Annotated in this window: 5 protein-coding genes; 2 read left to right on the top strand and 3 right to left on the bottom strand. The window is 57.9% G+C overall.

From position 1 onward, the window contains the following. Positions 1-372 precede the first annotated feature (372 nt). Positions 373-579 carry a cold-shock protein gene (locus tag AAF358_23545; GenBank protein MEM7708550.1) on the bottom strand — a complete coding sequence of 69 codons (207 nt, stop codon included), beginning with the start codon at positions 577-579 and terminating at the stop codon, positions 373-375. Positions 580-1500: 921 nt separating this feature from the next. Here AAF358_23545 and AAF358_23550 point away from each other — a divergent pair. Together AAF358_23550 and AAF358_23555 are read left to right on the top strand one after the other, a co-directional pair. Continuing rightward, the gene (locus tag AAF358_23550) at positions 1501-2046 is read left to right on the top strand and encodes an ECF-type sigma factor (GenBank protein ID MEM7708551.1); all 546 of its coding nucleotides are present in this window, start codon (positions 1501-1503) and stop codon (positions 2044-2046) included. Then, complete coding sequence (locus AAF358_23555) at positions 2043-4937, top strand: serine/threonine-protein kinase (GenBank protein ID MEM7708552.1); 2895 nt, start codon at positions 2043-2045, stop codon at positions 4935-4937. The genes AAF358_23550 and AAF358_23555 overlap by 4 nt, the downstream gene beginning before the upstream one ends. A 177-nt stretch (positions 4938-5114) precedes the next feature. On the opposite strand, the gene AAF358_23560 is transcribed toward AAF358_23555, so the two are convergent. Together AAF358_23560 and AAF358_23565 are read right to left on the bottom strand one after the other, a co-directional pair. Next, complete coding sequence (locus AAF358_23560; GenBank protein ID MEM7708553.1) at positions 5115-10283, bottom strand: Ig-like domain-containing protein; 5169 nt, start codon at positions 10281-10283, stop codon at positions 5115-5117. Positions 10284-11245: 962 nt separating this feature from the next. Continuing rightward, the gene (locus AAF358_23565) at positions 11246-12790 is read right to left on the bottom strand and encodes a right-handed parallel beta-helix repeat-containing protein (GenBank protein ID MEM7708554.1); all 1545 of its coding nucleotides are present in this window, start codon (positions 12788-12790) and stop codon (positions 11246-11248) included. Positions 12791-13020: the final 230 nt, after the last annotated feature.

Raw genomic sequence — 13020 nt, forward strand, 5'->3', positions numbered from 1 at the left:
CCGCAACTTCGGCGACCTCCGGCGTCTCTGAGATGGCGGCCTCAACTTCGGCACATGTCGGCATGAATTGGGTCAGCGCAGCGTCGCCGCCGTGGTGTGGTCGGCAACGGACAGCTAGGAGAGTCGCATAACTCGTTTGCGGACAGCCGCACTGGCTCGAATAGTCGAACTACTGGAAAACAAAAATTTGGTGATAGCGGCGAGGCATCCGAACCACACTGCCTGGGGCTCTGCGCGCTTAATCAGGTATTGGTTAGCCTGCCCGAGGGTAAGATATGTGCGAGCCGCCGGGCGGAAGACAAAAAAGTGGGATCCGAAGATCCCACTTTTGCTTTCTGGGAGTCTGGAACTCACGTTCCAGCCCGGATTTGATCAGCAGGGGGAAATATTCTCCGCCTGCGGGCCTTTCTGGCCCTGCGTGACGGTGAATTGAACTCGCTGACCTTCTATGAGTGATCGGTGGCCTTCTCCGGCGATCGCCTTAAAGTGGGCGAATACGTCAGGACCTGATTCTTGCTCGATAAAGCCATAGCCTTTTGCGTCGTTGAACCATTTAACGGTACCGGTAACGGTGGACATAGTGATGTTCCTATCTAAATAAGTTTGAAAATAAAGCCCGAGTGGGCGGATTCGCGTGAAATGCTGAGACTACTTATGAAAACAGGACGAGGTACAACAGACGAGACTTCGAAACAGCGGGCATAAATACTTCGGCAAAACTTCAAGCTACATGAAGCATATAGGCCATGGCGCGTTTGTCAATGCGTTTGTTTTACAGATCATGGAATTCGTCGGTGCCGGAGTCATTCAGCAAATCGCTCGTTGCCTGATGGTAATGAGGGAGACTGAACCACCCCGGGTTTTCCGGAGACTGTTTCGTGAGAGATTGGCTAAATCGTGTCCGAAAAAACGGCACCCCATTTCACAGCTAGGCAATCATGAGTCTGCAGTTCGCAACCATTCGTAATCCCCTTGGGGACGCCATAAATAAACCCGCTTCCGCGGGTTTTTTTATGGCGTCCGCAAGGGTCTTGGTTCGAACCCCAGGTTCGACAAGTTGCGCCAGCAACTTGGACGCCGTAGCGAAGCGAAGGCGCCCCGCAGGGGTGAGCAGGCGACACTTCGCCTGCTAATCAATCCCCTTGGGTCTCCCCTAAGAGAGTCTCCTAATTTGACCGCTTCAGCGGGCTTTTTTAATGGCGCCCGCAAGGGTCTTGATACGAACCCCACGGTTCGACAAATTGCCGGCAGGCAATTTGGACGCCGAGCAAAGCGAGGCGCCCCGCAGGGGTAAGCAAACGATACTTCGTTTGCCAAACAATCCCCTTGGGTCTCCCTCAAGAGTAACCCCCTCAACCGACTGGGCAGCGGGCCTTTTTTATAGTGCCGCCAAGAGTCTTAGTTCCAACGCCTGGTTCGACACGTTGCGCTAACGCCTTTTTTCGACGACGCGCACCGAGTGCCTCTGCCGCGATCACAGCACGGTGATATATTTCGCGTATGCATCGTGCGGATCTAACGATCACGGACATCCTAAATGAATCCGAGGACGGCGATGAAGCCGTGCGCGCCGCGTTTCCGCTCATTTACAAAGCGCTGGAGGATCTCGCGTCGGGATATCTGCGCAAAGAGCGCGAGGGGCACACGCTGCAAACCGCCGACTTGGTTCATGAAGTGTTCCTGAAGATGGCGGGCCGACCAAGGATGCAGTTAAGGGGGAGAAAACACTTCCTGGTCGTGGCAGCGGCCGCAATGCGCCGGTACCTCGTCGATTATGCGCGGAGAAAGAACGCTTCGAAACGCGATGTTCGACACGCAGCGCTGTTCCTGAAGGATACGGAGGATGACCCTGTCGATCTGCTTGCGCTTGATGCGGCTCTGACGCGTCTCGGGAAGATTGATCAGCGTCAGGCGCAGATGGTCGAGCTACGGTTTTTTGGGGGGGCAAAAGCCGAAGATATCGCGGAGATATTCGACATCTCGACGGCAACGCTGTCCCGGGAGTGGTGGGTCACCAAGCTTTGGCTTCGCAGGGAACTGTCTTGACGACAGACTCCGTCCTGTTTCAGCGAGCAAAGGCGATTCTGCTGGATCTTTATGATGTGAGCGAGGCGGCACTGGAGCGAACAGCTGTCGATGCCTGTAACGGAGACTCGCAGCTGGAAGCGGAAGTCGTTTCACTACTTGCGGGGATAAATACGAGCGATTCCGTTGTAGAAGGCTCGGTCCTGAGTGTCGTCAGGACCCTGAAGGAGGCGCACTCCGAGATCCCTCAGATCGAAGGTTTCACGGATCTCCGGGAGATCGGCCGGGGCGGCATGGGGGTCGTGTATCGCGGACGATCGACTGGACTGATTGAGCGGCCGGTTGCTATTAAGCGAATTGCCGGGCTGCAAAGCGAACGTGATCGGGTTCGTTTCGACGAAGAATGTGAGTCGCTCGCCCGCTTGAGTCATCCGCATATCGCAACGGTTTATCAGTCGGGAGTCGACGACAACCGCCACCCTTACGTGGCGATGGAGTGGGTCGATGGTGCTCCCATCACGGAGTACTGTGACGCTGAACAATTGACGGTTTCGCAGCGTATTCAGCTCGCCATTCAGGTATGTGATGCGATTTCTTATGCGCACGAACGCGGGATACTGCATCGGGATATCAAACCTCCGAATGTTCTGGTGACCGAGCAGAGCGGTAAGCCGCTGGTAAAAGTCATCGATTTTGGCATCGCATCTCGGCTGGATACCCCGGGTGGGCAAACCGCTTCTACCAGCCTGGGCACCCCCGGCTACGTAAGCCCCGAGTTGATAACCAGCAACGGCAGCCTCGTTCCCGACACGAGGAGCGACGTTTACTCGCTCGGTGTTCTGCTGTACGAGCTCGTTGCTGGAAGCCGCCCCTTCGGCGATGTGGACCCGAGCCAGGCCTGGGCTCAAATCACTTCGCAATCGCCGCCTTCACTCTACGCGTGTGTTTCTCGATGCGGTGCTCGTGGGCAGGAACATATCGCCGCGGCTCGCGGCGGTAGTACCGGAGAGCTAAGTAAGAGCACTCGGGGAGACATCAGCCTGATCGCCGAGAAGGCGGCGGCGCTAAATCCTGCCGACCGGTATGGAAGCGCGGATGCCTTGCGCCGAGATCTAATCGCGCACACCAAGCACATGCCTATTGCTGCCCGCGATTTGACAGGAACCTATGTCGCCGGACGGTTTCTCCGACGCCACTGGCCCGTGGCTGTCACCCTTGGACTATTCGTCTTAGCGTTGGCTGGCGGCGTCATAGCCGCATCGCTACAGGCGCAGAAAGCCAACCGTCAGGCAGAACTTGCCCGCTCGGCGAAAGCGGAATCCGACCGGGTGTCTCAGTTTCTGGTCGACGTGTTCCGCACTGCCGACCCACAAACCACCAATCCGCGAAGTGTCAATGCCGCCGATATCCTCAGTGCCGGACGCGATAAGGCAGAAAGCGAATTGGCCGACAACCCTCGAGTATTGGCACGGGTACTTCGTCTGGTCGGTAATATCTCTGCCAACCTTGGTGACCTTGAGGAGGCGCAATCGCTCCTAGAACAATCGGCCGACATTCAGCGCAAAAACGCATCCGTTGGCGATAGGCCCGGTAAGGACCTCGCCGATACGCTCTTCGCGCTGGGGCGAGTGCAGAGCCTCCGGGCTAAGGATTCAGCGGCGATTGCGACCCTGGAAGCGGCACGCGATATGTATTCAGCAGTCGTCCCGCAAGATCTTCCGGGGATCGCTAACGTCAACAATACGCTGGCGAATTTGTATTGGAAAAGGTGGGATCTTGAGCGGGCGGCGCAGTTGCACCGTCGAACCCTATCGCTGCGTCAGGAGTTGCTGGGCAACCGGCATCTGGATGTGTCGGTTTCCATGATCAACCTGGCTGCGGTTTTGCTGACACAAAGCAGCCATGCGCCTTCTCAGGTCGAAGCACAAAACCTGCTGGAGGAAGCGCTCGTCATTATGCGCGAGCAGCTGCCTGAGGAGCATCTGTGGATCAAGCAGGCGCAAGCAAATCTCGCACTCACGCTGTTCCGGCAGGGTGATTCTGAGCGCGGTCTTGACGTGCTTCACTCGTTGCTGAATGAACAGGTGGAGCGGTTGGGTGAAACTCACCAGGACGTCATCCCGACGCTTACCAATATCGGTGACCATCTACTTACCTCGGGTCGGGCTGACGAGGCGCTAGTGTACTTTCGCCGGGCCAATGCCGCCGCAGGCGCGGTTTGGGACGAGCGGCACCCCGATTTTGCCCGGACGCTGTCCCGCCTCGGGGGCGCGCATTTCCGGATGGGAAATCTGGAGGACGCCCGGCAACACTACGAAAAAACCCGGACCATTTACGCCAACCACTATGGCGTAGATCACCTCCAGACCATGCTCAGTGAGCAGCGACTGGCGCGACTGGAACTGGCACAAGGACAGTATGGAGAAGCGGAGGCTCGTCTCGAGCGCGCTCGTAAGTTCTTTGCGGAACAACCGGAATCCATTGTGTTTCGACTGCTCTCGGTCGATCGCGATCGGCTGGCGTTGCGGCTAGCAACGCAAACCGACACGACCGAATTTCGTGATCTGATAGATCGCCACCTCAAGGCGGATCTACATGACTGGCGTCACCTCTACAGCGCGTACCTTTTGTCCGCGCGAGCCGCCTACGCCAGCAATGATATCGAGCGGTTGAAGGAGCACGTGGCAGCGCTGCTGCGTGTGGAGGAGGGGCGACAGGTTCCGGACCACCTGAAGCTCGAGCGAGAATCCCTTCAGGCCGCGCTGAGTCAAAGGCGCGGCGATCTGGAAACGATGAATTCTGCCGTCGAAGCCATCAATAGCCAGTTGGAGAGAGCAGGATCGACGATTCCGTTCGCGACTCGTCAATCAGTCCAGTCACTGTTGGCGACCTTGAGAACCCGGCAACCTTGAGCACTCAGCAACCAAACTCCTGAGTCTGGATGGGTATATGCTCGCCCTAGATGTTCTCGATACTCGCAAACTGCGGCTGTTCGAACCATTTCGTGAACCAGCTGAAGCATTTTTATCTTCGCTCTCGCCTCAACAGTTCGTTGTCCCCATCAAAAGTGTTGCGACGAATCGGCGTCATCACCAGCGAATCGTGACGTTGTCGCCATGCAGCGATTGCCATTCGCCCTTCGTAATCGCGCCGTCCTCGAATCGGACCAACTGAATCTGTAGGCCCATGGCGGTTATTCGCCCATACGTCTCAACGTAAGCGGGCGTGGTGGGGTGCTTCGCGCGCATAACAAGCGTGGGTGCGGCTCTCTCAAGCGCTCGCTCCTCCAGAGAAGCCTTGCTGAGCACGATAGACCGGGACTTGAACGACCCGTTAATCACCGGTGTTTCAAATCCGTCGACGAACAGTACATCCGGATCCTGTCCAACGTTCACCCGGAAGGTTTGGCTGGCCGCTGTGTCGACACCGCCGTTTGCGGTGCCTCCGTTGTCCGTGACCGTGACGGCGAAAGTCGCCGATCCGTTGCTGCCCGAAAGCACTAAGGACAATCGCCCGTTGTCGTCGACGGTGATCAGATCGACAACGCCGTCGGGATCACTGACCGTGGCCACGTCGATACGCTGCACCAGTTGGTCTATTTCGTTTGGACCTAGGGTGGTGACGTTGACGAAGCCATCGACAACCTGCACACCTGCGGTTCCGGCGCTGAAGCTCTGATCGCCGAGCAGTGAAAACTCAGGTGGATCATTGACCGGTGTAACGGCTAGTCGAGCCGTCGCCATGGCGGGTGTCCCCGCATCATCCTCGATCGAGTAGCTGAGGCTGGCCTCTCCAAAGAAATCGTCCAGGGGCGTCACCCGAACGGTGTCGTCGGCCGGATTGCTTGTGCCCCCGTCATCGACGGTCGCCAGCACTCCGGCAATGGCGCTGACTTGTGTGATGCGGATGCTATCCGTGGAATCACCCGCTCCCGCGCTATCGTTTGCAAGGAGCGAGCTTGCAGGAATGGCCTGCGTATCTGCACCCTCTAAGACCGGCGTTAACAGGTCGTCCGAGGCAGTGGGTGCATCGTCGATGTTGCTAACTGTGATGGTGATTGTTGCTGCGTCGGTGTTTCCGAACCCGTCCGTAACGGTGTAGAGCACGCTCGCGACGCCGCTGGTGTTTGCAGGCGGTGTGTAGTCGAACGAGCCGTCGGCGTTGAGCGTCATCATGCCGCCGATGCCCTGGGCAACGAACGTTCCGGAAGAGTTGACGGAAAGTGGGTTGCTTTCAGGATCGGTATCGTTGTCGAGTACGCCGGGAGCGCTCACCGACAGCGCTCCATTCTCGTCGCTGGTGTAATCATCGTCGACGGCAACCGGGGGCTGATTGTCCAGTCCAACGCGAACGGTAACCGTGCCCGTCGCCTGCGCGGTACCGTCTGTGATGTCGTAAGTGAACACGTCCAGTCCACTCACATTGGCCGGTGGTGTGTAATTGAATGAACCATCACTATCTGCCGTCAAGGTGCCGCCCGGGCCGGAGACCGGCAACACGCTCGCAGCTACGACGGTAAGCGTATCGCTTGTATCAACGTCAGTATCGTTGGCGAGCAGGCCGGATACCGAATCGACGACCAGGGCGGTGTTCTGATCCGTTGTGTAGCCATCGTCGTTAGCGAACGGGGCGTCGTTAGCGCCGTCAACGCGGATAAAGCCGGCACCTGTCGCCGTCAGTCCACCCGGATCCTCAACCTCATAGGAGAAGCTGACGGCCCGGATTTCGCCATCGTCCAGGTCCTCAAAGGCTCCTTGCGGGTCGAAGACGAACACGTCCGACGGGGTCGCCTCAACCCGTCCGGAAACAGGCTGTTCCGTGATCCGAAATGTGAGAACAGAATCATCGATGTCGCTAGCGATGAAAGTACCTGACGTGGTGGTGTCCTCGGCCGCGGAGAGCGCGGGCAGACCGGGTGTTGTTGGCGCATCGTTCACGCCTTCGACGTTAACCGTGATCGTATTGCTGGCGCTTGCGTTCTGTGCGTCCGTCGCGGTGAAGTCAGCCGTTACCATGGCAGATTCTCCTTCACCCAGCGACTGGAACTCAGGTTGCGCAGCGTCGAACGAAAAGGTCTGGTCGTTGTTATTCGTGAAGCGGGCATCGACCGCGTCGAAAACGACGGTCAAGGTATCGGTTGCGTCTGCATCGCTTACCGGGAACCCGAACGTCCCCGAGGCATCTTCGTCGATGGTCACGCTGAGTGGTGCCGCAACGGGATTATCGTTGGCGCCGAGCACATCGATGATGAGAGCCGTAGTCGCTTCTGCGAATCCATCCGTAGTGGTGTAATCCACAGCCTGCGAAGACGTTTCTCCGGCAGCCAAAAACTCAAAGTCGCCGGTGCCGTCGAAAAAGAAGGTGCCGTCCTGGTTGAGTGTCACTTCGGCCCCTGACGAGAAAATAAAGGACTCGCTGGTGTTGGTATCGGTGATTGGAGAACTCGCCAGTGCACTGACGGAAATCGCGCCGCCGTCTTCGTCATCAACGGCGTCCGTGTCGTTGGCGAGAACGCCGTTATCGTCCTCTGTCGCGGTAGCACCTCCGTCGCTATCCGTATTGGTTCGTGCGGCGGTATCTTCGCTGACGGAATAGCGATCACCCAGCGCCACGGGCGCGTCGTTGATGATCTCCACTGCACCGATATCGCAATCACCGCCCGCAGCACCATCTGCGTCCATCGGGCGCGCCATTCCGCGCTGATCGGTGCTCGTACAGCTAGCTGAGGCGTCTACAAGTACGGACCCACTCTGCGGAAGGATGGTGGGCGTATCGCCGCCGTTGTCGGCCAGCACGCCCAGGTTGATGGCCTCCAGCGTGGCGGTGGTTGCACCGCTGCAATTGGTGTCGGTCGAGATAACGTCGGTTAGCGTACCCAATCCATTCAGATTGCAATCGCCGCCGTCGCCGGCGATCACGCTGTTGGTGATGGTCAGCGGAATTGGTCCCCCACCGAAGGCGTACGCGAAGATGCTTCCGCCCTGGGTCGCCGTATTGGAAAAGAAGGTCGCGTCGTTGATGCGCAGATCGCCGCCGTAAAAATATAAGGTGCCGCCGAAGTCAGCCGCCTGGTTTCCGGTAAGGGTTACATTGGACAACGACACCGTATCGCCGTCGTCCATGAAAGTAATCCCTCCAGCGAATGCAGAGTTGTCGTTAAACGTCGAGTTAGAGACCGTGAGTTCATCGTTACTCACGTAGAGCACGCCGCTAGTGCGACCGTAGTTGTCGGAGAACTGGCTGCCGTCGACGCTGACCCGGGCTCCGCTATTGGCACCGATTGCACCGCCCCGACGCCGAGCGTTGTTGTCCGTCATGGAGACGCCGCTTAAAGTGAGATACCCCCCAGAGACCATGACAGAGCCGCCGCGAGCGGCTGCACCTGTCCCGTCAGGCCCGTCCGCACAGCCGTTGGTCAATGTAAGGTTAGAGAGCGACACCGTCGCGCCCGAAACATTGAGATGTCGGAATTCACCCGCGTCAGTGCTGTCGTTGAGATTGCAGGTCACCGAGGAATCCCGGGTGATCGTAACCTCGCTGCCGACGATGGTTGTGTCGGAGGCGAGATCCAAAGACCCTTGCGTCAAGGTGATTGTGCCACCCTCATCGAACACACGCTGGTCGAACGTCACCGTCGACACGTCAGCGTTGGACTCGGCGGCGAGGACGGCATCGCGCAGCGTGCACCCGAACCCGGTGTTGCATACGCCGTCGCCATCGTCGGTGATTTCGTTGACCACGAAGTCGCTCCCGCTCTGGGCCGAATACTCGAACGCGCCTGCATCGCAGGCCGCGCCCGCCGGGCGTGCCACGCCGCGCTGGTCGGATTCACCCAGACAGCCGAAGCCAGCCGCGTCATGGGCGCTGGAGGCGGGGTTGATGGCGTGGGTCGGCGTCGGCCCGCCGTTGTCCTGCAGCGTGCCCAACGCCAGGTCGGTGGTCGTGGTGAGGGTTGCCGCGCCGCAGGTGCTGTCGGTGGCCACGTTGTTATCGACAACAAAGACCGTGTTTGCACGAAGGGTGCAAAGATCGCCGCTGCTGGCCGAAAACAGGTTTCCTGAGGCGGTGAAGGTCACCACATTGGACGTGAAGGGAGAGCCTCTAAACGCCGATGCGTAGCTGCCGAAGTTTGCCGCAAACGTTGAGTCGGTCACGTCGATCGTTCCGACTCCGTAGGTAGAGATGGCCGCTCTGCCGCCAGAGTTACCGCTGACGGTAGATCGCGAAATGGTTAGCGGGAAATAGCTGCCCACTCCGTTGGTGTAGATCATGCCGTAGCCGCCACTACCGGTTGCCTGGTTGCCATTGAGCGTGCTGCCTTCAATGGTGACGCTGGAAGTTAGTGCGTATATCGCGCCGGCGTTGCCTGCGCGGTTATCCGAGAGCACGCTGTCTTCCAGCGTCATGGAGGTGCCCTCCAAAAACACTGCGCCTGCGTCCTTGTTCGCAGACGCGACGCTTCCGGTGACCTCGCTATCCACCACTCGAATACTGCCACCAGTTGTAAAAATGCCGCCGGCGCCATCGCGGCCAGAAAGGTCGATACGATTGCCGGAAACGACCGAACCCTGGACCAGCAGATCGGCGTCTCGAGTGTAGATACCCGCCCCCGACTCTGATGTTGCGGCCGAGCTTTGAACCTGGTTGTTGGACACCGTGCTGCTTGAAACCGTGAGCGTTCCATCCCGAAGGGCAACCCCACCCGCCTGAGCGTTGTATCCTGAATTTTCCAGCAGGCGCACCGACTCCAGGGTTAGCGTGGTGTTGTCTGCGGCAATGGCGTGGGCGCTGACGCGCAGTCCGGCATTCGCATCGCTGTAGGTCTCGCAACCATAGCGCGCAGTCATTGACTGGAGCGTCACCGTGCTCGATGAGATCGCCAGGAGCCCGAAGCGTCCCGAGTTCTGTGTTTCGGTGCAGTCTACGCTGATATCGCGCTCGATAATCGCGTCGTTACCGGCAAGGGTGATATCAGAACTGATCAACGGCAGCCGTTCTTGCAGAGTGATGGTCTGCGAGGGGGGCAACTCGACGGTGTCTGCGCCTGAGCCGGGTGCACAGTCCGCGTGCGTCGCGGTGTCGTCATTGGCGTTGTCGATGGCCTCGGCTAGCGAACACAGGCCGTCAGCCGCATCGGTTCCGGAGGCGTTGGTGGTCACCGTAATGGTTGCAGCCTGGGCCGCGGTGCCCACGGTGCCGAGAGCCGCCAAAATGCTCTGAGCGAGAAGGGATTGTCTAAGTGCTTTGCGCTGATTCATTCAGTGTTACTCCGTCCGCGATTGACAGAGAGTCCGTTATCCGCAGAGGTTTCACTTGAGATCAGGCCTGATTGTGATGTCGTAGACCGGCTAGCAAGGCATGCTTTGGCAATCGTGATCAAAACGCTCTTCATGAGTTTGTCCATTTCGTATGTGGATGTCCGCGCACCGGCTAGACTCTCCCATGGCGCGAAACCCCACTAAAAGTGAGTCCCATGTCTATATGGCGAATTTCGCGAATTTTTTTGTCAACTTTCTTCCGCTACTCGACGACAACCAGGGTATCCCGAGTATCGCCTGAACCTCTGGCCTTATCTGTGGACTGCTGCTCATGGATTACCATCGGCAGCGATCGCTGTTTGCTGCAAGTCTCGCGTTGGTGCGATCCGCAAGATTAGAAGCAAAGGGAAACACTAGATGTTGATCGAGGCCAATCAGAAATCCGCGAGGTGCGAGCTGTTATCCAACAAGGAAGTACATTGCTACGTAACGCCCAACGCACCCCGCTCGCCGAGGAACTGCTGAAGCAGTCCGAAGCGTTGGCGCCGGGTTGGCCGCAAACCTACTCAATCACGAGAGAGCACTGCGTAACCATTCGCAGTCCCCAAGGGTCTTGGTACGAATCCCAAGGTTGGACAAATTGCCGGCAGGCAATTTGGACGCCAAGCAAAGCGAGGCGCCCCGCAGGGGTGAGCAAACGATACTTCGTTTGCGAATCACTAAGTTGCGCTAGCGACTTGGACGCCGGAGCGAAGCGCAGGCGCCCCGCAGGGGTAAGCAAACGATACTTCGTTTGCGAATAACTAAGTTGCGCTAGCGACTTGGACGCCGGAGCGAAGCGCAGGCGCCCCGCAGGGGTGAGCAAACGATACTTCGTTTGCGAATCAATCCCCTTGGGTCTCCCCTGAGAATAACCACCTCAACCGACTGTGCAACGGGCTCTTTTAATGGCGCCGCACGAATCAACGCCCTTCAAACGAGTCCCCGAATACGCCAGCCGGCAAACGCTTGAATGCCGCGCGAGGCAACCAGCCAGGGTTTCCAGGAGCGGTTCTCTGGTATGCACCAGCGTCAAGGGTTTGCTGCGTTCGTTCTGTCGCATTGAAGTCGGCCCGCGCATAAGCCGAATCCCCCTCGGAAAGCAGCACGGATGCAGCGGAAGGCCAAAAATCAAGACGCCCAGGGTCCACAAAATCTCCGGACGCACTGACTCCAGATGCAATGCCAGGTACAAGCCCTGCACCCAACCCCACGTTGCCGACGACGATGGCCGAGCCGTCACCGCCACTGAGACGAAATGCGCTTGCAGAGGGGCAGTAGAGCGCGTTGTTAGCTACGACCGTTGTGCTCAGGTCATCCATATCCCAACCGTTACCTCGGAGGCAGGCATCGCCGGCGTCGAATACCGTGTTGTGCAATATTTGAAGATCCTTGGGGTCGAGACCCTGATCGGGTGCCGCTCGGATGCCGCTTTCTCCTGATGCGACGACCAGGTTGTTACTTACCAGGGCCTGTCCAACTAGCCGGATACCAGTACCGGAAATGCTCCAGATGAAGTTTCGCTCTATCGCGTTGTGTGTTCGCCCTGGTGCGTTTGTATAGCCACCAAGCGCAACGCCGGCGGCGTTTGCTCCAATGATGACATTGTCTTGGATGCGGTTACCCGATGAGCCGTTTTTGATGTCGATTCCCTCACCCTGAAACCCGCCCAGATCGTGGAGGAAATTCTGGGTGATCAACGAGTCGACCATTTCGCATGTCGCTCCATTGCAGCCAAAATACATCCCTTCACCCGTGCCGCCATCAACACCGGTGTTGAAAATCTCATTTCGACGAATGACTAGCCGATCACAAAGCCCACCCGGACGATTGCAAGAAATGCCGACGTCACCCACGTCTCTGATTACCAGATCTTCGAATGTTGCGTGGTCAACGCGATCGAGTTTTAGACCGTGGCTGCCACCGGTAATCTCTAGTCCCCGCAGCGTGAAGTGAGAACCAGATATTCTCATCACATCCTGTGAGGGGATACCTGAAATCACGGGCCGGGCGCCGTCCGCTGCTTGGACCAAGATCGGCGCTAGCGGCGTCCCTTGCCAATTCACCGAGAGAAAAAAACTGCCTCCGCCTTCGGCCTGCGTGGTGTAAGAACCCTCATTGATAATCAGTTCATCGCCAGGTCCTAGCCCAACTAACGCCGCATGAAGGTTGTCACCAGGGAAGATCTGGAGCGTTTCTGCTGCTTCCGCACGGACCCCGCCTGTAGCGAGTTGATCAGCGCTTACAGCGCCTACTGCAATTTGCAAGATGGCTAATAAGGCTGGATTAAGCCTCATTTTATAAGCCGGTGATTCATACAGATGGGAAGTCAGCTTCAACGACCTAAGTGACAGTAGCGAGTTTGCCTTAGCGACTCCTGACAAACGGCCGAAAGACTCACGAAAGAACGGCGAAAACGGCCACACAAGCGTCTGCTGTCCATGGTCATCAACTGTCTTTGGCTTCAAGCTAGGGCCTAGCCTGCGTTCGACTCACATTGGGGCGTGTGCTTGAGCGTCAACTCCCTTTTTGTGAACATAGGGGAGATCGGCCGCGAATCGTAAAGCAAGCGCGGAACGCTTCAGCCTGCTGGGACGGGCGGCAAACGGGGCTGTATCCGTCGACCCTGCTCGCCTGTCGCGTCTATACTCACACGGTGAGCGACTTAGATAGGCGGCCATTGGCTGTATGGGTGTAT

It is taken from the genome of Pseudomonadota bacterium (genome assembly GCA_039033415.1).
Lineage (GTDB): Bacteria > Pseudomonadota > Gammaproteobacteria > Xanthomonadales > SZUA-38 > JANQOZ01.

Excerpts from the sequence above, each read along its gene's own strand:
- AAF358_23545 (MEM7708550.1), bottom strand. The coding sequence starts at position 579 with ATGTCCACCGTTACCGGTACCGTTAAATGGTTCAACGACGCAAAAGGC.
- AAF358_23550 (MEM7708551.1), top strand. The coding sequence starts at position 1,501 with ATGCATCGTGCGGATCTAACGATCACGGACATCCTAAATGAATCCGAG.
- AAF358_23560 (MEM7708553.1), bottom strand. The coding sequence starts at position 10,283 with ATGAATCAGCGCAAAGCACTTAGACAATCCCTTCTCGCTCAGAGCATT.